The following is a 19727-nucleotide window of genomic DNA, read 5'->3' as shown; positions in this document are numbered from 1 at the left end:
TCGTGTCCGGCCGCGATTATTTTCCTTGCGCGCACGAGTCATACCCGGCGACACTCTTTCCAGCTCACGAAGAGGGGACCCATGACCATCACGCGTACCGACGCGACCGACCGACTGACTCGCGACCACGTGCTGGTGATCGGTCTGCTCCTGGTCGCGACGTTCGTCGTGATCCTCAACGAGACGGTCATGAGCGTCGCGATCCCGGTGCTCCAGGAGCAACTCGGCGTCCCGCCCAGCGTCGGTCAGTGGCTCACGACGGTGTTCATGCTGACGATGGCGGTCGTCATCCCGCTGACCGGTTTCCTGATCCAGCGGATCGGTACCCGTCCGCTGTTCATCACGGCGATGTCGTCGTTCACCGCAGGAACGGTCCTCGCGTTCGTCGCGCCCGGCTTCGAGGTGCTCCTCGTCGCGCGGGTCGTGCAGGCGGTGGGAACGGCGATCATGCTGCCGCTGTTGATGACCACGGTCATGACCCTGGTCCCGGAGAACCGCCGGGGCGTGATGATGGGCAACATCTCCGTCGTCATCGCGGTGGCACCCGCGCTCGGCCCCACACTGTCCGGGCTGGTTCTCGATCACCTGGGGTGGCGCTGGATCTTCGGCGTGATGATCCCCATCGCCGTCGCGGCGCTGGTCGTCGGCGCGGTCTGCGTGCGGTCGGTGTCGCCGACGGTGAGCGTCCCGATCGACGTGGTGTCGGTGCCGATGGCGATCCTCGGTTTCGGCGGACTGGTCTACGGACTGGTCGGCATCGGGGAGGCCGCCGACCACGGATCGGCCGTACCCGTGTGGATCCCGTTCACCGTCGGCGTGATCGGGCTGTGTGCGTTCGTCATCCGGCAGTTGCGGCTGCAGCGGACCGACCGTGCGCTGCTCGACCTCCGGGTGTTCGCGTCGTTCCAGTTCTCGCTGGCGATCGTGGCGATGGTCGTCGCGATGTCCACCATGATGGGGACGTTCATCGTGGTGCCGTACTTCGCGCAGGCGGTACTCGGCTTCAGCCCGTTGTCGACGGGCCTGCTGACCCTGCCCGGTGGTCTGCTGATGGGCATCGCGGGACCCGTGGTCGGACGTATCTACGACCGACGCGGACCGCGGGTACTCGTCATGCCCGGAGCGTTGCTGATCACCGCCGGGGTGTGGCTGCTCACCACCATCGACACCACGACGTCGGCCTGGCTGCTGACCGGGGCCAACATGACCCTGTGCCTGGGGCTGGCGGCGACCTTCACCCCGCTGATGACGTCCGCTCTGGGATCGGTTGCGCCGGCGCGCTACTCGCACGCCTCGGCCGCGCTCGGCACGTTCCAGCAGGTGGCAGGCGCTGCAGGCACGGCGTTGTTCATCACCGTGATGACCGTGGTCGCGGCCGACGGCCGGGCCGCGGGCGTGGCCGACGCGCAGGCGATCACCGACGGTGTGCGGACCGTCTTCACCGTCGCCGGTGTCCTCGGCCTCGTGCTGATCGTCATCGTCGCGTTCGTGCGGGCGCCGAAGTCGTCGGTACACCCCGAGCACACGGACGTCGGCGAGACGCTCCCCGACGAGACGAGCCCCGCACCGACGATCTCGGTGCAGGGCTCGTCGGACGAGTTGACGCGACTCAGCTGAGGCGCTCGAGCACCATCGCCATACCCTGACCGCCACCGACACACATCGACTCGATGCCGAAGGTCTTGTCGTGGGTACGCAGGTTGTTGATCAGCGTGGTGGTGATGCGGGCGCCGGTCATGCCGAACGGGTGACCCAGCGCGATCGCGCCGCCGGAGACGTTGAGCTTGTCGTGGTCGATGCCGAGTTCGGCGGCCGAACCCAGCACCTGCACGGCGAACGCCTCGTTGATCTCGACGAGGTCGATGTCGGAGATGGTCTTGCCCGACAGGCGCAGCACCTTGCGGATCGCCTCGATCGGACCGAGGCCCATGATCTCCGGCGACAGGCCGGTCGCCGCGGTGGCGACGATGCGCGCGAGCGGCGTGAGGCCGAGCTCCTTGGCCTTGGTGTCGCTCATGATGACCAGCGCGGCAGCGCCGTCGTTGAGCGGGCAGGCGTTGCCCGCGGTGATCGTGCCGTCCGGACGGAACACCGGCTTGAGCTGCGACACCTTCTCGTAGGTGGTGCCGGCGCGGGGACCGTCGTCGGTGGACACGACGGTGCCGTCGGGCAGCGTGACCGGATCGATCTCGCGCTCGAAGAAGCCCGAGTCGATGGCGGCCTCGGCGCGGTTCTGGCTTTGCACACCCCAGCGGTCCTGGTCCTCACGCGAGATGCCGGTGAAGCTGGCGACGTTCTCGGCGGTCTGGCCCATCGGGATGTAGACGTCGGGGATCAGACCCGCGCCGCGGGGATCGGTCCAGACCGGGGCGCCACCCTGCGAGTTCTTCTCGGTACGGGCCTGCGCGTCGGCGTAGATCGGGTTCTTGCTGTTCGGCCATCCGTCGGAGTTGCCCAGTGTGCCGTAGCTCGAGACGCTCTCGACACCGGCGGAGATGAAGACGTCACCCTCGCCGGATCGGATGGCGTGCAGGGCCATGCGCGTGGTCTGCAGCGACGACGAGCAGTAGCGGTTGACGGTGACACCGGGAACGTGGTCGAGACCGAGCTGGACGGCGACGACGCGGCCGATGTTGAAGCCACCACCACCACCGGGCTGACCGATTCCGAGGTGGATGTCCTCGATGTCCGCTCGATCGAGCTCGGGCACCTTGTTCAGGGCCACCTCGATCATCTGGGCGGCGAGATCGTCGGGACGCATGTCCTTGAGCGACCCCTTGACCGCCCGTCCGATGGGCGATCGTGCGGTGGAGACGATGACGGCTTCGGGCATGACGTGACTCCTCGTGTGTGCGCGACAGGACTGCGAACCGGACGTTACGCCATGCTCCGACCGGTGGAGCGATCGCTCCCGACCGTCGCGTCCGCACGTCGGCGGCGCAATCGGACCGGTATGCCGAGCCGTCGACGAACGCGGACGACCAGCCGGTTGTTCTCCGCGAACTCCGACACCTCCGGGGGATCGGGAAGCGGACCGGTACCCCATTCGCCCAACGATGCGAGCACCTCGGGCAGCAGCGTCTCGGCGGCGAGTTGGTACCCCGCCGCCGACGGGTGGTAGTTGTCCGACGAGAACATCCGGTCGGGGGACGCGAGGAACACCGGCGACAACAGGTCGGCCAGCGGCACCGGTCGGCCGCCCGCCGCCCGCACCTCGTGCGTCTGGGCCGCGGCGAGCCGGAAGCCCCACTGGCGCAACACCGAACGCAGCGGCTGCGGGATTGCCGTCACCACGCCGAGATCCGGGCAGGTGCCGACGATGACCTTCGCGCCGACCTCGACGAGACGTCGGACCGCCGATCCGACCCGCTTGGCCGCGGGTGAGGGCGCGTTGACGGCGGTGATGTCGTTGGCGCCGATCAGGATCACCGCGACGTCCGGTGGCTTCCCTGCGATGAGCATCGCGTCGACCTGTCCGGACAGCCCGCGCGAGGTGGCCCCGACGATGGCCTTCGTGCTCAACCGCACCGACCGGCCGGTCTCGCGGACCACCATCCGCGTCAGGGCCACGCCGGGGGTCTCGTCGGCCGATTCCGCGCCGAGCCCGGCGGCGGTGGAGTCGCCGAACACCATCATGTGGATGTCGGCGCTGACGCGCGGGGTGACCCGGATCGGACCCGTTCCGTCCGGTCGATAGATGCCGTCACCGTTGGGTGCGTTGTCGGTGCGGTGGGGGATCACCGCGCGCGCCGCGCGCGCCTGACCGTTGAGGAAATTCCACGCTGCCCACCCGGCCCCGGCGCTGCCCGCGGTGGCCGCGATGGACGCGGTCACGTCGCGGACCACTCGCCGTCGGGATGCTGGCACACCCCGAGCCTATCGGTGTGGGAGAAAGTTCAGCGGTACGCCGCAACCGCGTCGGCGCCGATCTGGAACGATGGAGACATGCGCATCGCAAATCACGTCGTCGACCTCGTCGGCGGCACCCCGCTGGTCCGTCTGAACTCGGTTGTCACACCGGGTTCGGGGTTGGTCGCCGCCAAGGTCGAATACCTCAATCCGGGTGGGTCGTCGAAAGACCGCATCGCCGTCAAGATGGTCGACGCGGCCGAGGCCTCCGGGGAGCTCAAGCCCGGCGGCACCATCGTCGAACCGACCTCCGGCAACACCGGTGTGGGCCTGGCGCTGGTCGCCCAGCAGCGCGGTTACCACTGCGTGTTCGTGTGCCCCGACAAGGTCGGCGAGGACAAGCGCAACGTGCTCAAGGCGTATGGCGCCGAGGTCGTGGTGTGCCCGACCGCGGTGGCCCCGGAGGATCCGGGCAGCTACTACAGCGTCTCCGACCGGTTGGTCCGTGAGATCGAGGGTGCGTGGAAGCCCAACCAATACGCGAACCCGGCCGGCCCGCAGAGCCACTACGAGACCACCGGCCCCGAGATCTGGGACGACACCGACGGCAAGGTGACGCACTTCGTCGCCGGCGTGGGCACCGGCGGCACCATCACCGGCACCGGTCGCTACCTCAAGGAGATGTCCGACGGTCGCGTGAAGATCATCGGCGCCGACCCCGAGGGTTCGGTCTACTCCGGCGGCACCGGTCGGCCCTACCTCGTCGAGGGTGTCGGTGAGGACTTCTGGCCCAGTGCCTACGACCCGTCGATCCCGGACGAGATCATCGCCGTCTCCGACGCCGACTCGTTTGACATGACCCGTCGCCTCGCCCGCGAGGAGGGTCTGCTGGTGGGCGGATCCTGCGGCATGGCGATGGTGGCCGCGCTCAAGGTCGCCGAGCGTGAGGGGCCGGACGCGATCGTCGTCGTCCTGCTGCCCGACGGCGGTCGCGGCTACATGGGCAAGATTTTCAACGACAAGTGGATGAGCAGCTACGGATTCCTGCGCACCCCGCTCGACGGCAAGGACAAGGGCGACCCGTCGGTCGGCGACGTGCTGCGCGGCAAGTCCGGCTCGCTTCCCGACTTCGTGCACACCCATCCGGCGGAGACGCTGCGCGACGCGATCGAGATCCTGCGTGAGTTCGAGGTGTCGCAGATGCCGGTGGTCGGCGCGGAACCGCCGATCATGGCGGGTGAGGTGGCCGGCGCGGTCACCGAGCGCGAACTGCTCAGCGCGGTGTTCGAGGGACGCGCGACCCTCGCCGACCCGGTGTCGTCGTTCATGGGCGAGCCGTTCCCGCTGATCGGTTCCGGCGAGCCGGTGTCCGCGGCGACCAAGGCGCTGTCGGAGTCCGACGCGCTGATGGTGGTCGAGGACGGCAAGCCGATCGGTGTCATCACCCGGCACGACCTCCTCGCCTTCGTCAGTTCCTCACCCAAGATCGGAGCCTCGTCATGAGTGAACAGCGCAGCCGTGTCGACGCCAGCAACTGGCAGGGCTTCGGCACCAAGGCAATCCACGCGGGGTACGAGCCCGACCCGCTGACCGGCGCGGTCAACGTCCCGATCTACGCCAGCTCGACCTTCGCCCAGGACGGCGTCGGCGGCATGCGGGGTGGGTTTGAGTACGCCCGCACCGGCAACCCGACCCGTCAGGCACTCGAGGGCAACCTCGCTGCGATCGAGGGCGGTTCGTACGGTCGCGGTTTCGCCTCCGGCATGGCCGCGACCGACGCCCTGCTGCGCGCCACCCTGCGTCCCGGCGATCACCTGGTGATCCCCAACGACGCCTACGGCGGCACGTTCCGACTCATCGACAAGGTGTTCACCCAGTGGGGGATCACCTACTCGGTGGCGGCGGTCTCCGATGTCGACGCGGTGCGTGCGGCCATCACCCCCGCGACCAAGCTCGTGTGGGTGGAGACACCCACCAACCCGCTGCTCAACATCGGTGACATCGAGGCCCTGGCCGGCGTCGCCCACGAGGCGGGCACGAAGCTCGTGGTGGACAACACCTTCGCCTCGCCCTACCTGCAGCAGCCGCTGCGACTCGGTGCCGACGTGGTCCTGCACTCCACCACCAAGTACCTCGGTGGACACTCCGACGTCGTCGGTGGCGCCCTGGTCACCGACGACGAGCAGCTCGACGCAGATCTGGCGTTCCTGCAGAACGGCGCCGGCGCGGTCCCGGGACCGTTCGACGCCTACCTCACGATGCGGGGCATCAAGACCCTCGCGGTGCGGATGGACCGGCACAGCGACAACGCCGAGAAGATCGTCGACTACCTGCAGTCGCACCCCAAGATCGAGTCGGTGCTCTACCCCGGCCTCGAGTCGCACCCGAACCACGCCGTCGCGGCGAAACAGATGAAGCGTTTCGGCGGCATGATCTCGGTCCTGGTCGCCGGCGGGGCCCCGGCCGCCCAGGAGTTCTGCGCGAAGACCGAGATCTTCACCCTCGCCGAGTCGCTGGGCGGCATCGAGTCGCTGATCGAACATCCCGCTGCGATGACGCACGCCTCGACCGCCGGTTCGCTGCTCGAGGTGCCCGCGAACCTCGTGCGTCTGTCGGTCGGGATCGAGGACATCGACGACCTCCTCGGTGACGTGGAGAACGCGCTCGGCTGACCCGTTCGTGAGTGTGCGGCCGTACGGCTGCGCGACAAGCCGCCCGTGAAGCTGAGAAACTGCTTAGAATCCGCGGGTGGAGTACCGACTTCTCGGACACATGGTGGTGCGCGCCCACGGGCGTGACCTCTCCGTGGGCGGGATCAAGCAGCGGGCGGTACTCGCGATCCTGTTGCTGAACGCCGGGTCGAGTGTCGACCTCGACACCCTCGTCGACCTGGTGTGGGACGACACCCCGCCGGCCAAGCCGATCTCGTCGGTCCGCGCCTACATCGCGAACCTGCGCCGAGCCCTCGCCGACGGCGATCCGACCGGGGCACGGGCGCTCGTGACGGACACGACCGGCTACCGCCTCGACGTCGCCCCCGACGAGCTGGACACCGCCACGTTCGAGCGGCTGACCACCGAGGGCAGGCAGGCCCTGACCGTCGGTGACGCCGCCCGGGCCGAGGATTCGTTGCGTGTCGCGCTCGACCTGTGGCGCGGGCCCGCGCTGTTCGACTTCCGCGAGCACCGGTTCGCCGACGCAGCGGTCCACCGTCTCGGTGCCCTGCGGACCATGGCCGCCGAGGGGCTCTACGAGGCCGGGCTGCAGCTCGGTCGCGACGCCGAATTGATCCCGGGGCTCGAGGAGCAGGTGCGCATCGACCCCCTGCACGAACGGCTGTGGGGACAGTTGATGGTCGCGTTGTACCGGTCCGGACGGCGCGCGGAGGCGTTGGGGACCTACCAGCGGGCCCGGACGGTGCTCGACGAGGAACTCGGCGTCGCACCGGGCGCCGCCCTCGAACACCTGCGGCGTGAGATCGCCAGGGAGTCCACCGAACTCGACTACGCACCGCTGCGGCTGGAACTGCGGACCGCGGTGGTCGACACGCCGCGCAACCACCGGATCGTCGGCCGCGACCGCGAGTTGTCGGTGCTGGCCGACCTGGTGTCGGCCACGCCACGCGGGCACGGCGCGATGACGGTCATCCGCGGTGACTCCGGCACCGGCAAGTCGTCGATGGCCGCGGCCGTCGTCGACGACGCCCTGGAGCAGGGATTCGTCTTCGCGTGGTCGACGCAGACCGACGGTGTCCGCGAACCGCCGATGTGGACCTGGGTGCACATCGTCGACCGCCTCGTCGAACACGCCGACCCCGACGCCGTCACCCGCGCGACGGCGTTCGCCCCCGACCTCCTCTCCACACGGGGGCCGGGATCGGCAGGCCCATCGACGGATTCGACTGCGGCATCACGCTTCGAGGGCGCTGATCAGATCGCGACCGTGATCGCCATGCTGGTCGGCGCGACGCCGACCGTCCTGGTCCTCGACGATCTGCACCGCGCGGACCGTCCGACCCGTGAGGTGCTCGAGGTGCTGTCACATCGCCTCCGCGAGGTCCCCCTGCTCGTCGTCGTCACCTGGCAGGACGCGGGACCGGATCGGCCGCTGCGCCCCAAGGCCTTCGACCGCCTGCTGAGCAGATCCGACACCGTGACCATACGACTCGGACCGCTCAGCCCCGAGGCCGTCGGCGAACTCCTGACCGTCGAGACCCGCGTACGCGCGCATCCCGATCTGGTCGCGGCCATCCACGACCGAACCGGGGGCAACCCGTTCCACACCCGCGAACTGGCCCGATTGCTGTACGCAGGCGGTCACCTCGACGCCGACACCCGGCGCATCGACATCGCCGTCCTGCCCGACGCGGTGGCGGGGGTGGTGCGCCGACGGCTGGCCGGACTGTCGCGACGCACCCGGGATGCGCTGAGCGTGGGGGCGCTGCTCGGGGTCGTCATCGAATCGGCGTTGCTCGCGCAGGTGCTCGACATCAGCGACTCCGAACTGCGCGAACTCCTCGGTCCGGCCTGCCGCATCGGTGTGCTGACCCCGAGTGCGCTGGCGCCGCAACGGTATTGGTTCACCCACGCGGTGATCCGGCACGTGTCCGCCGACGACCTGCCCGCGGACCGTCGCGAGTGGGGGCACGCACGCATCGCCGGCGCGTACGCGGCACGGGCCGACGTGGGTGCCTACGACCAGACCATCGCCGCCGCCGACCACGCGTGGCGGGCGGGGGAACAGCTGCAACCCGAGGTCGCGGCGGGCCTCATCGACCGTGCGCTGCAACACTCGGTGACGCGCGCCGAGTACCAGGACATCGCCGATCTCACCGAACACGCCCTCGACATGGCGCAGCGGATGCCACCCAGCGACTCCCGGCTCGAGCGCGAGGCCAGACACTGGATGCAACGGGCGTCGGTGCTCGCCGTCCTCAAGGGACACACCTCGACCGAGGCCGAGGAGGCGCTGGCGCGGGCGTTCGAGGTCGGGTCGGCGATGTCGTCGACGTCGCTGTTCACCTCGGCGGTGGCGCTACGCTGCGCGATGCTGGTGGGGACCGCCGGCTATCGCGAGGCTGCCGCGCTCGGCGAGAAACTCATCGTGACGTTCGATGCCGGCGGCGACCCGGCGGCCGGGGCGGCCGGGTTCTACGTCCGGGCGGTCGCCGAGCTGATGCGCGGGGAACCCGCCGCTGCGGTGCGCACCGTCGAACGGCTGCAGACCGAGGTGCCCGCGGTTCCCGCTCGCGACAACCTGTTGCTGTTCGACGTCCGGGCCTTCGGGGTCGCAGCTCTGGCCCACGCCACCCTGGGCGATGCCGTGACGGGTCGGGCCATGGCGCACAACGGGATCCAACTGGCTCGATCCCGATCGAACGCGTTCGCCGAGGCGATCATCTCGGTCAATGCCTTGCAGGTCAACGCGTTCTGCGGGGTTGTGCCCGGCACCGCCGCCGAGGCCGATGAGCTGATCGGGGTGCTGAACCGGGCCGGTGCCGTGGATCTCCTCGGCTCGACGCAGATCATCGCCGGGTGGGCGCGCGGCATGGCCGTCGGCGGTCCCGACACGACCGGCGCCATCCGCGAGGGCCTCGCGCACCACACCTCCGGCGGCATGCGGATCTTCGCGCCGTTCTACCTGCGGCTGCTGGCCGAGGTCGAGAACGCGCACGGTCACATCGACGACGCCCGCGCCTCGACCCACCGCGCCGAACTGATGGCGCACGCCACCGGTGAGATGGCATGGGAGAGGCGACCGTCGGTGAACCGCGGGCTCCGGTCCACCGACGGTCGCGTCGTCGACGGTCACTTCTCCGGCAACGCCGGCTGAGGAGTTCGCCGTCGCGCTACTGCGTGATCGTCGCCTTGTCGATCGACTGGGCCGCGGTCTGCAGGATCTCCGACTGCGCCTGATCGCTGGTTCCGTTGAGCTGCAATATGTACACCGCTCCGTCGCCGGGGATGACCACCGTCTTCTGGGCGCTCAGCGCCTTGGTGCCCTCGAGGTCGTAGTTGGCCGCGATCTCGTACGCGGGGTAACCCGACAGGGTGGCGGTCTGTTCGTCGAGAACCTCGGCGTCCTTGAGGTTCTTGACCTCGCCCGACGCCGCATCGATCAGCTTCTGCGGGTCGACGGTGCCCTCGAGTCGCGACAGCAGGGCGACGAAGTTCGGGGTGTACGACGCCGACGACGCGTCGGGCCCGGTGTATTCGATTGCGGCGTAGGCGTAGTCCGGGGTCTTGTCGCCCGCAGGGGTCCACCCCTCCGGGATCGGCAGGTCGATGGTGGGCGCGGTCGTGTCGCCCATCTTGATCGGCGTCTCGGTGATGTTGTTCTGCTTGATGTAGTCGGCGATGGTGACGTTGGCTCCGGTCGCGTCGACCGATCGGGGGGTGAGCTCGCCGGTGGACGGTGCCGCCGCGCTGGAGGTCGAGCTCGGGGCGGATGAGGACGTGGACGATCCCGACGCCGAGTCGGAGCTGCTCGAGCAGCCGGCGAGGACGAGGGTGAGTGCTGCGCCGACGACGACGGTCGCCGATCCGATCTTCGTGAGTTTCATGGTGGCAAGATAGAGATCGCGAATTGGAAACCGATTGGATCGCCGCCGCCGAGCTGTCCATGATTTGTTCAACCCCACCACGGTTGACTGCGCGACATGCGCCTGAACCGAGTCCGCCCCGTCGTCGTCATCGTCGCGACGGTCGTCACGATCGCGACCGCGTGCTCCTCCGGGCAGACCGGTGGGCCGCGCCCGCAGGAGTCCTCGGCGTCGTCAAGCGTCCCGGCGGTGCCGATCATCGGCGACCGCGCCGACCCCGTGAACGTGATGGTCGCGCAGTCGATCGCGCACATCCAGGACTACTGGACGACCGAGTACCCCCGGGTCTACGACGGCGCGGCATACCAGCCGGTCACCGGCGGCTTCTACGCGGTGGACCCCGGTACGGGTCCGCTGCCGCCGTGCGCCGAGACGGCGTCCGACATCGCGGGCAACGCCTTCTACTGCGCGACGAAGGACGTCGTCGCCTGGGACGCGGCGGGACTGCTGCCCGAACTGCGGAAGACATACGGCGACTTCGTGATCCCGGTGGTACTGGCCCACGAGTGGGGGCACGCGCTGCAGGCTCGATCGGATTTCGACGGCATGACCATCACGCGGGAGATCCAGGCCGACTGTTTCTCGGGGGCCTGGAGCCGGCACGCCATCGATTCCGGTGAGTACCGCGTCTCGAGTGTCGACCTCGACCGCGCGCTCGCCGGGTTCCTGTCCCTGCGGGACGAACCCGGAACCGCGGCAGACGATCCCTCGGCCCACGGCAGCGGGTTCGACCGCATCAACGCGTTCCAGAACGGATACGAGAACGGCCCGACCACGTGCGCCGGCTACCGCGACGGTGCGCCCGCGGTGGTCGAGCTGCCGTTCGGCAGCGCTGCCGACGAGGCCGCGGGCGGGGACGCGCCCTACGACGACATCATCGCCGGCGTGCCGGTCGACCTCGAGGACTACTGGTCACAGGTCTACCCCGAGCTGACCGGCAAGCGGTGGACGCCGGTGCGTCGCGTCGTCCCCTTCGGATCACGGGCCCCGGCGTGCGGTGACACCTCGGCGCAGGGATACCTGCTCTTCTACTGCGTCCCGGACAACTACGTCGGATTCGAGGATGAGTCGATGCAGGGCTTCTACGCCGAGGGAGGCGACTTCGCCGTCGCCGCGCTGCTGGCTACCCAGTGGGGGATCGCGGCACTGACGCAGATGGGGGATTCGTCGGACGAGGCCATGAGTTCGCAGCGGGCGGACTGTCTCGCGGGGGCCTGGACCGCGAGTGTGCTGCTGCAGAACCGGGACGCGACGAGCGGCTACTCGCTCTCGCCCGGAGACCTCGACGAGGCCATCGAGGCCCTGCTGACCTTCCGAGGTCCCGGCGACGCCGACCGGCAGGGCGCGGGATTCGTGCGGACCGAGGCCTACCGCAGCGGCGTGATCAACGGCGCGAAGCCCTGCCTCGCAACGTCCTGAGGTCGGCGGGGCTCGCGGTCCCGCGGTCGACCGCGGTAGCGGCTACCGTCGAGAAGATGTTGATCACCGCCGAGCAGATCGATCGGGCCGTGGCCCTGTTGGCCCCCGTCATGCGACGCACGCCGATGGTCGCCTCCCGCGCGCTGTCGGACGCCTGTGGGCACGAGGTGTGGCTCAAATGCGAGAACCTGCAACGCACCGGGTCGTTCAAGCCCCGCGGCGCGTACGTGCGCATCTCGGGGCTGTCCGACGAGCAGCGCGCAGGCGGGGTGGTCGCGGCGAGTGCGGGCAATCACGCGCAGGGGGTGGCGTGGTCGGCCTCGACGCTGGGCATCAGTTCGCGCGTCTACATGCCGACCGGTGCATCGCTGCCCAAGGTCACCGCCACCCGTGCCTACGGCGCCGAGGTCGTGTTGGCCGGTGAGATCATCGACGAGAGTCTTGCGCATGCACAGCAATTCGCCGACGAGACGGGCGCGACACTCATCCATCCCTTCGACCACGAGGACATCGTCGCCGGACAGGCGTCGGTGGGGGTGGAGATCGCCGCGCAGATGCCGGACGTGGGGACCGTGGTCGTCCCACTCGGCGGTGGTGGTCTCCTGGCGGGGCTCGCCATCGCGGTCAAGATGGCCAAACCGGACGTGCGGGTGATCGGTGTGCAGGCCGAACAGGCTGCGGCGTGGCCGGATTCGCTCGCTGCGGGCGTACCCACGCGGGCGGTGTCGATGAGCACGACGGCCGACGGGATCGCGGTGGCGATGCCCGGTGCGGTGACGTTCACACACGTGACCGAGTTCGTCGACCAGGTGGTGACGGTCAGTGAGGACGCGATCAGTCGCGCGGTGCTGATGATGTTGGAGCGCGCGAAGCTGTTGGTGGAGCCGGCGGGCGCGGCTGCGGTGGCCGCCATGATGAACCCGGTCGGGCTGGGGTTGGTGGGGCCGGTCTGTGCCGTGCTCTCGGGCGGGAACGTCGATCCGCTGCTGCTGTCGCACCTGACGACGCACGGACTCCAGGCGGCCGGACGCTATCTGACCGTGGCCGTGACGGTTCCCGACCGGCCGGGCGGGCTGGCTGCGCTGCTGGAACTCCTTCGGGACACCGGCGCGAGTGTCGTCGACGTGATCCATTCGCGGGTGTCGGGGGAACTCCGGCTCGGGGAGGTCCAGGTGACCGTCAGCGTGGAGACACGCGGGCCCGACCATCAGCACCTGGTGCGTACCTCGCTCGCGGATGCGGGGTATCTGGCCGGCTGATTCAGGCGACGGCGCTGTGCTGCGGTGCCGGGACCAGTCGGCGTGCGGCGGGTCGGACCGGGAGGCGGTGCACCGACGCGAACCGTTCGGTGGTCGCGGTGATCTCGGCCGGGATGATCACGTCGGCGGGGCCCATCACGGCTTCGGCGCGGGCGCGGAGACGGGCCGCCTCGGCGGGATCGTCGACGTCACCGACGAACACCGCGGCGCGTCCGGTTCCGTAGCCGCGGACCGCGTCGAGCAAGGTGCCGACATCCGGTCCGAGGACCGCGACGCGGCACCCCCGGCGAAGCAGTCGTTGCGCCAGGGTGCCGGCGTCGGAGTGGGTGCTGATCGTGAGAATCACTGTGCTGGTCATGTATTCCATGACACTCGCGGTGTCTAAAGAATCTCTGTTGCCCCTGTGAAAAGAGGACCACGAAACTCTGTCAGGCGGCCACAGGATGATCGGTGGCGCACTCGATGGCGTGCAGACGCCACGGGGTCGACCCGAAGGCGCCGGCCGGGTCGGTCATCACCGTGACCGGTCCGAGCCGACGCTCGACACGGTCGATCATGGACCGCACCTGTGCCGGGTCGGCGAGATCGGCGACGATGGCCATGGTGTTGTCGACATGGCCGGTGACGAGCGGTACGAGGTGACCGGCCGAGGTGCCTGCGACGGCGACGCGGTGACCGCGCCCGATCAGATCCCGCGCCAGTTCGGCACCCGAGTGATCGGCGACGGCGACGACGATGACGTCATCGGTTTCGGGGGTGTAGGCGGTTGCCATGGTGGTGTTCCTCTCGTGGGGTGGACTTCTCACCTCACGAAACACCGACCGACTGTGGACGGTCTGCGCCCCACCTGTGTGTTTCGACCACAAAGCACTCGGTAGCCGTGTTCTGCGGGAGAACAGCGGCTACCGGGTGCAGGGTGGATCAGGAGTGGTACGGCTCCGCGCTGAGCAACGTCACCTTGACGGTGGCGCCGCTGGGCACGGTGTACTCACGGGAGTCGCCGACGGAGGCGTCGATCAGCGCGCCACCGAGCGGCGAGCTGGGCGAGTAGACCTCGAGCGTCTCGGCCTCGGCACCCTGCTCACGGGTGGCGATCAGGAACGTCTCGGTGTCGGACTCGTCGTCGTCGTAGTAGACCTTGACGACCGATCCGGGCAGCGCGACGCCCGACTGCGTCGGCGTCTCACCGACCTTGGCGTTGTTCAGCAGTTCCTGGAGCTGGCGGATGCGAGCTTCCTGCTGGCCCTGCTCATCGCGAGCGGCGTGGTATCCGCCGTTCTCCTTCAGATCGCCCTCTTCGCGACGCTCGTTGATCTCGGCGGCGATGATCGGACGGTTGGCGATGAGCGAATCGAGTTCGTCTTTGAGCCGATCGTGGGACTCCTGGGTCAGCCAGGTCACCTGTGTATCGGTCATCGGTGTCACTCCTTCTATCGTCGTGCCCGCGAATCGGGCCGCAGTGCCCATCGCCTGCAGGCACCTGCAAAATGCAGCAACACGGCCCCTCGCGGGACCGTGTGTCGATCCATACTACCAGGTCTGCCGGGTGACGAGTGTGTTCCGTCGTCTGATCGGGCCCGCCGGGCGTGCGGACTCAGGCCGTCGACGGCGCGCGTCCCAGCGCCTCCTGATAGCTCGGCTCGGCACGCTTCAGGGCGGCCACGACGGCGTAGGTCACCGGCATGACGACCAACTCCACGAGCGTCTTCCAGACGAATCCGATGACGGTGTAGTTGACGAAGTCCTCCCAGGTCGAGATCCCGAGGGCGCTGGCAGCGATGGAACAGAACACGAGGGTGTCGAAGAACTCGCCCACGACCGTCGACCCGATCAGACGGGCCCACAGGCGCTTCTCGCCGCTGCGTTTCTTCATGGCGACGAGCACGTAGGAGTTGAGGAACTCGCCGACGACGTATCCGGCGAGCCCGGCGAGCAGGAACTGCGGCACGACCCCGGCGACGGTCTTGAACGACTCCTGGCCGTCGTAGAACGGCGCGGCGGGGAGTTCGATGGTGATCCAGAAGCAGATCGACGCGATGAGCAGGACCGCGAAACCGCTGAAGATGACCCGGCGCATGGCGCGGAATCCGTAGACCTCGCTGATCACGTCCCCGAGGACGTAGGCGAGGGGGAACAGGTAGAAGGCGCCGTCGGTGACGAGTCCGTGGACGGCCAACGGACCGATGTCGAAGTTCAGGGAGGGGAACAGCAGCACGCCCTTGGTGCCGGTGATGTTGCTGATGATCATCACGCCGACGAACAGCGCGACGAGCATGGGGAAGTAGTGGCTGGAGAGTGAGGCGAAGGCCGGTTCCGCCGGGCGTGCTGCCCGCTGATCGCTGTCAGATCGCGAAACCGGCTGCCCAGACTTGGCAGTGGTCATGGTGGCCAAGTATGCCGTGTCCGAGACGACGCGGGTCCCCGCGTCAGCACTGACCGAGTGTGACCCCGTACGGCAGGGAGCCGTCCATGACGACCGCGGAACCGTTCCACCGGAACGTCACCGTCGCCGACCCGCTGGGGCGTGCGCTGATGTCGTTCCCCTGCAGGTATCGGTACCGGACCTGGATCGAGTTCGGCGTCGATCCCAGGACGGTCTGATAGCCCGCGTTGCACTTGATCCCGGTGCCCTGGAAATAGCCGTTGTGGTAGATCAGCAGCTGCATCGGTGATGACGCCGTGGCGCCGTTGGTGTCGAGACCCACCCAGCTCAGACCGGGGCAGCGCGTCCCGCCCGACTCGCCTCGTACCCAGTACGCATCCCGGGTGCGGGAAAGCGGCCCCGCGATGCGGCCGATGTCGGCGGCCACATCGGGTGTGGCGCAGTCGGGCGTATTCGGCGTGGCGACGGGATCCACTGTGGAGGTGGCGGTCTCGGCGCCGTCGGACTGACCTGTCGGTCCCGGTTCGCCGGCCGTGGCCGGCGTCGACGAGGGTGCGGCGGTGATCGTGGAGGTGACGGTCGGCGTCTGCGCGGTCGGTGTGTCGCTGCCGCACCCGGCGAGCATCGACATCGCGCCGAGTGCGAGAAGTGGTGTGCTGAAACGGATCATGGAACGCATGTGGTCTCCTGTGGATCGGACTCGGATGATGGGCATGTCAGCACTTCCCTTCGGTGAACGCGTACGGCAGTGAGCCGTCCATGACGACGCGAGAACCGTTCCAGCGGAACGTGACCACGACCTTGCCGACCGGGTTCTGGGTGCTCTGCTGATCCGGGTTCGCGACGTCGACGTAGCTGTAGCGGACGGTGATGGCGTCGCGGGTGGTGGCGAGCACGTACTCCCCATGCCTCGCCTCACAGGTGATTCCGGTGCCCTGGAATCGTCCCGCGTGGTAGATCAGCAACTGGTGCGGTCGGACCGGACTCCCGCTGATCGTGGAGTCCAGCTCGATCCAACTGAGTCCCGGACACCACACGCCGCCCGAGTTGTACGCACGCCACCGTCCCTGCGGTCGCGGGGGCGGGATGGAGGCGATGTCCCGCTCGGCGGCAGCCGCGGCGCCGATGTCGGGCGCACAACCGTCGGTGTCGCCGAGTGCGGTGGAACCGCCACGGGCGTCGACGGTCTCGGTCGCCGACAAGGGCGGGAGTTCGGTGGTCGACGGGGCGACGGAGGTGGGTGCCGGGTCCGCCACGATCGTCATCGTCGCCTCGGATGCGCGCGGCAGCGCATCGTCGGCGCCACAGGCGGCGACAACGGCCACCGCCACCACGACGGCGGCGGAGAACAGCGCGATGGAGGGCGTCAGTCGCCGGAACCCGGGTGAGTCGACCATGTTCGTTGTCCTCTACGTCCGAAGCCAGGGGTGATGCTGGTATTTCGGAGTACCGCCGCGGTTCGTTAGCGCACGGAAAGGACTGAGATCAATCCGTTATCGTTCGTCGGCCGATCGGACGACGGGGGAGCCGGTCTAGTCGGCCGGGGCCTGCAGATACGCGGGTACGTTCTCGGTGCAGCCGAAGACCTCGCCGATCGCCGGTGGCTCGGACGTCCGGACCTGCGACTTCACCCCGGTCTGCTGGGCGTTGCTGCCCGGGATCAGGACCTCGCGCCGTCCGGTCTCCGCCCCGTCGCGCGACCGGGCGCGGATCACACACGCGGCGGGTCGGCGCGGGTCGCTCCGGGTGACGGTGAACTGCACGTCGACCGTCGACTCGTCGATGACCTGGTAGCCGGTGGCCTCGCCGGACACCGCGGGATCGGCGAACTTCGAGTAGCCGAGGTAGGCGGTGGCCACGCCCGCGACCACGACGAGCACCGAGAGCCCGATCAGCCAACGTCGACGATTGCCCGCCGACCGCTCGGTGGGGTACCGGCCGGGGGGAAGTGAGGGACCGGTGCTCATGGATCAATACCTACCATGAGATGCGACGGGCGCATCCCGCCACCACACCGGGCAGGTGTCGGTGGGAGGATTGGTCGGTCGAGGGAATGAGCACGCCCAGGGGCTCGTCCGGTGGCAGATGAAGGTGAGGACGTTACAGGTGAGTGGACTTCGGCTCATGGCGGTGCACGCGCATCCCGACGACGAGTCCAGCAAAGGTGCCGGGACGATGGCCAAGTACTCCAGTGAGGGGCACGAGGTTCTCGTGGTCACCCTCACCGGCGGTGAGCGTGGCGACATCCTGAACCCGGCGATGGATCTCCCCGGCATCAAGGACCGCATGCCGGAGGTGCGCAAGGAGGAGATGGCCAAGGCCGCCGCCGCACTCGGCGTCTCGCAGGTCTGGCTGGGCTACATCGATTCCGGTCTGCCCGAGGGTGATCCGCTGCCGCCGCTGCCCGAGGGCTGCTTCGCCCTGGTGCCGCTGGAGGAGTCGACCGAGGCCCTGGTGAAGGTCGTCCGCGACTTCAAGCCGCACGTGATGATCACCTACGACGAGCGGGGCGGGTACCCGCACCCCGACCACATCCGGTGCCACGAGGTGTCGATGGCCGCGTACGAGGCGTCGGGCGATCCGGAACGTTTCCCGGACGCCGGTGAGCCCTGGACGGTCTCGAAGGTCTACTACACACACGGCTTCATCCGCGACCGCATGGTGCGTTTCTCCGACGAGTTCGAGCTCCACGGCCAGGAGAGCCCGTACAAGGAGTGGCTGTCGAACTGGGATCCCAGCCGCGGTGACCTCATGGGTCGCGTCACGACGCAGGTGACCTGCGGCGAGTTCTTCCCGCAGCGCGACGAGGCCCTGCGGGCCCATGCGACCCAGATCGACCCGAACGGTGTCTTCTTCGCGGTGCCCATGGACTGGCAGCAGCGCCTGTGGCCGACCGAGGAGTTCGAGCTGGCCAAGACCCGGGTGACCACCGCCATCCCCGAGACCGACCTGTTCGCGGGGCTCGACGACGCGGAGGCGACGTCATGACGTCGGTGACCCTGGCCGCCACCGAGATCCTCGCCCGCGACGCCGACGGCCCCGAGTTCGGCAAGGCGTCCCCGCTGGGTCTGTTGCTGGTCCTGCTCCTGCTGGTCGGCACCATCTTCCTGATCCGCTCGATGAACAAGCACCTACGCAAGCTGCCGAGTTCGTTCATGCGGGGCGAGCCCGGTCCGGACCAGGCCGCCGACGAGGGCACCGACAGCGCGGGGCTGCTGCCCGATCAACCCACGGACGGCGCGCCCGCCACCGACGACGCGGCCCCCGGACGCGACGAGTCCGGCCGGAACCACACCGGCTGAGCGACCCACCTCACGACGATGCCCCCTCGATCTCTCGAGGGGGCATCGTCGTCGTGCGCGGGAGATCAGGACAGTGTGAAGGCCGGGTTCGGCTGAACCGACAGGCTGTTGATCTTGCAGTTACCCGAGAGCGACTGATCGGTCGAGGTCAGCGTGTTGGTCATGTTGTCGAACGATCCGGCCAGCGTGGCCGGTCCGCAGTTGGAACCGAGGATGGAGAAGCCGACGTTCGAGACCTCGCCGGTGGTGGCGCTGGTGGGGGTGAGGGTCCACGGCAGGCCCTTGATCACGGGCACGTTGCAGAGGCGGTTGGTTCCGCTGACCTGGGCCGCGGTGATGGTCGCCGAGGCGCCGTCGGCCGCGGTGGAGCCGGTCAGGGTGATCGAGCACGACACCGGGACGTTGAACGACGCCGGCGAGGTGACGACGATGGATCCGGGCGCGGTGAACGCGGTGTTCGCGGGCGAGATCGTCGCGGCACCGGCGACGCCGGCTCCCAGCGTCGCGCCGATGACCGCGACGGTCGCCGCTGCGGTTCCGACTGCGGTCGCGAATGTGCGCGAGCGAGCTGAGGTGTTGAACGTCATCTTCGGTGTCCTCCATGTGCGAGAAGAGCTCGTGAGTGGCGGCCGGTGGTCCGGCGCCACAAAGGACGTTAGGAGAACGAAGTAGGCGATAATTCCGTTTCCGTAGTTCTTTATGACAATTAACGAACTTGGGTGCCCGACAACCGGATGTGGCACGGGCGTCCGATCGGGTGCTACTTTCGATCTCATGATCTCCGTGACGCGCGCCTATCGCTGGCGTCGTTTTATCGAGGCTCCGGGTGGAGTCGACGATGGAGCGCGCCGCTGACGCACGCGTGAGATCACACCCCCCGGAGCCCCGAGCAGCGACCACATGGTCGCTGCTCT

Annotated in this window: 19 protein-coding genes; 8 read left to right on the top strand and 11 right to left on the bottom strand. The window is 68.7% G+C overall.

Translation table 11 applies throughout. The features are described from left to right. Positions 1 to 81: 81 nt before the first annotated feature. Positions 82 to 1617 (top strand): MDR family MFS transporter, encoded by a 1536-nt coding sequence (locus LX13_RS01305; protein ID WP_253659515.1) that lies wholly within the window; start codon positions 82 to 84, stop codon positions 1615 to 1617. On the opposite strand, the gene LX13_RS01300 is transcribed toward LX13_RS01305, so the two are convergent. Together LX13_RS01300 and LX13_RS01295 are read right to left on the bottom strand one after the other, a co-directional pair. Continuing rightward, on the bottom strand, positions 1610 to 2833 hold the full coding sequence (locus LX13_RS01300; protein ID WP_253659514.1) for an acetyl-CoA C-acetyltransferase: 1224 nt from the start codon (positions 2831 to 2833) through the stop codon (positions 1610 to 1612). The two genes, LX13_RS01305 and LX13_RS01300, sit on opposite strands and share 8 nt — an antisense overlap. A 44-nt stretch (positions 2834 to 2877) precedes the next feature. Beyond that, entirely contained in the window at positions 2878 to 3867 is a 990-nt protein-coding gene (locus tag LX13_RS01295; protein WP_253659513.1) for an SGNH/GDSL hydrolase family protein, read from the bottom strand. 78 nt (positions 3868 to 3945) lie between these two features. On the opposite strand from LX13_RS01295, the gene LX13_RS01290 reads away from it, so the two are divergent. The 3 genes from LX13_RS01290 to LX13_RS01280 all read left to right on the top strand — a co-directional run bounded on the left by LX13_RS01290 (position 3946) and on the right by LX13_RS01280 (position 9681). Then, the gene (locus LX13_RS01290) at positions 3946 to 5352 is read left to right on the top strand and encodes a cystathionine beta-synthase (RefSeq protein WP_253659512.1); all 1407 of its coding nucleotides are present in this window, start codon (positions 3946 to 3948) and stop codon (positions 5350 to 5352) included. Beyond that, positions 5349 to 6521 carry a cystathionine gamma-synthase gene (locus LX13_RS01285; RefSeq protein ID WP_253659511.1) on the top strand — a complete coding sequence of 391 codons (1173 nt, stop codon included), beginning with the start codon at positions 5349 to 5351 and terminating at the stop codon, positions 6519 to 6521. The genes LX13_RS01290 and LX13_RS01285 overlap by 4 nt, the downstream gene beginning before the upstream one ends. A gap of 76 nt (positions 6522 to 6597) precedes the next feature. Beyond that, positions 6598 to 9681 carry an ATP-binding protein gene (locus tag LX13_RS01280; protein ID WP_253659510.1) on the top strand — a complete coding sequence of 1028 codons (3084 nt, stop codon included), beginning with the start codon at positions 6598 to 6600 and terminating at the stop codon, positions 9679 to 9681. A gap of 16 nt (positions 9682 to 9697) precedes the next feature. Here the strand turns inward: LX13_RS01280 and LX13_RS01275 are convergent, their stop codons facing one another. Then, on the bottom strand, positions 9698 to 10411 hold the full coding sequence (locus tag LX13_RS01275; protein WP_253659509.1) for an LpqN/LpqT family lipoprotein: 714 nt from the start codon (positions 10409 to 10411) through the stop codon (positions 9698 to 9700). A 96-nt stretch (positions 10412 to 10507) separates the two neighbouring features. On the opposite strand from LX13_RS01275, the gene LX13_RS01270 reads away from it, so the two are divergent. Beyond that, positions 10508 to 11869 (top strand): neutral zinc metallopeptidase, encoded by a 1362-nt coding sequence (locus LX13_RS01270; RefSeq protein WP_253659508.1) that lies wholly within the window; start codon positions 10508 to 10510, stop codon positions 11867 to 11869. Between the two features lie 56 nt (positions 11870 to 11925). Next, entirely contained in the window at positions 11926 to 13128 is a 1203-nt protein-coding gene (gene ilvA, locus LX13_RS01265) for a threonine ammonia-lyase (RefSeq protein ID WP_253659507.1), read from the top strand. Between the two features lies 1 nt (position 13129). Here the strand turns inward: ilvA and LX13_RS01260 are convergent, their stop codons facing one another. From LX13_RS01260 to LX13_RS01230, 7 genes are all read right to left on the bottom strand, one after another. After that, entirely contained in the window at positions 13130 to 13486 is a 357-nt protein-coding gene (locus LX13_RS01260; RefSeq protein ID WP_253659506.1) for a hypothetical protein, read from the bottom strand. Between the two features lie 70 nt (positions 13487 to 13556). Then, positions 13557 to 13901, bottom strand: a complete 345-nt coding sequence (locus LX13_RS01255; protein ID WP_253659505.1) for an SDR family NAD(P)-dependent oxidoreductase — start codon at positions 13899 to 13901, stop codon at positions 13557 to 13559. 148 nt (positions 13902 to 14049) lie between these two features. Next, a complete protein-coding gene (gene greA / locus LX13_RS01250) occupies positions 14050 to 14544 on the bottom strand; it encodes a transcription elongation factor GreA (protein ID WP_253659504.1) in 495 nt (164 codons plus the stop codon). Positions 14545 to 14722: 178 nt separating this feature from the next. Further along, a complete protein-coding gene (locus LX13_RS01245) occupies positions 14723 to 15511 on the bottom strand; it encodes a queuosine precursor transporter (protein WP_253659503.1) in 789 nt (262 codons plus the stop codon). A 43-nt stretch (positions 15512 to 15554) separates the two neighbouring features. Further along, entirely contained in the window at positions 15555 to 16190 is a 636-nt protein-coding gene (locus tag LX13_RS01240; RefSeq protein ID WP_253659502.1) for an LppP/LprE family lipoprotein, read from the bottom strand. A 37-nt stretch (positions 16191 to 16227) separates the two neighbouring features. Beyond that, positions 16228 to 16908 carry an LppP/LprE family lipoprotein gene (locus LX13_RS01235; RefSeq protein WP_253659501.1) on the bottom strand — a complete coding sequence of 227 codons (681 nt, stop codon included), beginning with the start codon at positions 16906 to 16908 and terminating at the stop codon, positions 16228 to 16230. A 135-nt stretch (positions 16909 to 17043) separates the two neighbouring features. Further along, positions 17044 to 17478, bottom strand: a complete 435-nt coding sequence (locus tag LX13_RS01230) for a DUF4307 domain-containing protein (RefSeq protein ID WP_253659500.1) — start codon at positions 17476 to 17478, stop codon at positions 17044 to 17046. 118 nt (positions 17479 to 17596) lie between these two features. On the opposite strand from LX13_RS01230, the gene mca reads away from it, so the two are divergent. After that, positions 17597 to 18499 carry a mycothiol conjugate amidase Mca gene (gene mca / locus LX13_RS01225; RefSeq protein WP_372499770.1) on the top strand — a complete coding sequence of 301 codons (903 nt, stop codon included), beginning with the start codon at positions 17597 to 17599 and terminating at the stop codon, positions 18497 to 18499. Then, complete coding sequence (locus LX13_RS01220; RefSeq protein WP_253659499.1) at positions 18496 to 18813, top strand: hypothetical protein; 318 nt, start codon at positions 18496 to 18498, stop codon at positions 18811 to 18813. Before mca ends, LX13_RS01220 begins: the two co-directional genes overlap by 4 nt. Before the next feature lie 65 nt (positions 18814 to 18878). Here LX13_RS01220 and praA read toward each other — a convergent pair whose 3' ends face one another. Further along, positions 18879 to 19400, bottom strand: a complete 522-nt coding sequence (praA, locus tag LX13_RS01215) for an alkane oxidation protein activator PraA (protein WP_253659498.1) — start codon at positions 19398 to 19400, stop codon at positions 18879 to 18881. Between the last annotated feature and the right edge of the window lie 327 nt (positions 19401 to 19727).

It is taken from the genome of Williamsia maris (genome assembly GCF_024171815.1).
Classification (GTDB): Bacteria; Actinomycetota; Actinomycetes; order Mycobacteriales; family Mycobacteriaceae; genus Williamsia_A; species Williamsia_A maris.
This window is presented reverse-complemented; position numbering and strand designations above follow the sequence as displayed.

Bases quoted from the DNA above. Each gene is read 5' to 3' on its own strand.
- LX13_RS01305 (WP_253659515.1), top strand. From the start codon at position 82: ATGACCATCACGCGTACCGACGCGACCGACCGACTGACTCGCGACCAC.
- LX13_RS01300 (WP_253659514.1), bottom strand. From the start codon at position 2,833: ATGCCCGAAGCCGTCATCGTCTCCACCGCACGATCGCCCATCGGACGG.
- LX13_RS01290 (WP_253659512.1), top strand. From the start codon at position 3,946: ATGCGCATCGCAAATCACGTCGTCGACCTCGTCGGCGGCACCCCGCTG.
- LX13_RS01285 (WP_253659511.1), top strand. From the start codon at position 5,349: ATGAGTGAACAGCGCAGCCGTGTCGACGCCAGCAACTGGCAGGGCTTC.
- LX13_RS01275 (WP_253659509.1), bottom strand. From the start codon at position 10,411: ATGAAACTCACGAAGATCGGATCGGCGACCGTCGTCGTCGGCGCAGCA.
- LX13_RS01270 (WP_253659508.1), top strand. From the start codon at position 10,508: ATGCGCCTGAACCGAGTCCGCCCCGTCGTCGTCATCGTCGCGACGGTC.
- ilvA (WP_253659507.1), top strand. From the start codon at position 11,926: ATGTTGATCACCGCCGAGCAGATCGATCGGGCCGTGGCCCTGTTGGCC.
- LX13_RS01260 (WP_253659506.1), bottom strand. From the start codon at position 13,486: ATGACCAGCACAGTGATTCTCACGATCAGCACCCACTCCGACGCCGGC.
- LX13_RS01255 (WP_253659505.1), bottom strand. From the start codon at position 13,901: ATGGCAACCGCCTACACCCCCGAAACCGATGACGTCATCGTCGTCGCC.
- greA (WP_253659504.1), bottom strand. From the start codon at position 14,544: ATGACCGATACACAGGTGACCTGGCTGACCCAGGAGTCCCACGATCGG.
- LX13_RS01245 (WP_253659503.1), bottom strand. From the start codon at position 15,511: ATGACCACTGCCAAGTCTGGGCAGCCGGTTTCGCGATCTGACAGCGAT.
- LX13_RS01240 (WP_253659502.1), bottom strand. From the start codon at position 16,190: ATGCGTTCCATGATCCGTTTCAGCACACCACTTCTCGCACTCGGCGCG.
- LX13_RS01235 (WP_253659501.1), bottom strand. From the start codon at position 16,908: ATGGTCGACTCACCCGGGTTCCGGCGACTGACGCCCTCCATCGCGCTG.
- LX13_RS01230 (WP_253659500.1), bottom strand. From the start codon at position 17,478: ATGAGCACCGGTCCCTCACTTCCCCCCGGCCGGTACCCCACCGAGCGG.
- mca (WP_372499770.1), top strand. From the start codon at position 17,597: ATGAAGGTGAGGACGTTACAGGTGAGTGGACTTCGGCTCATGGCGGTG.
- LX13_RS01220 (WP_253659499.1), top strand. From the start codon at position 18,496: ATGACGTCGGTGACCCTGGCCGCCACCGAGATCCTCGCCCGCGACGCC.
- praA (WP_253659498.1), bottom strand. From the start codon at position 19,400: ATGACGTTCAACACCTCAGCTCGCTCGCGCACATTCGCGACCGCAGTC.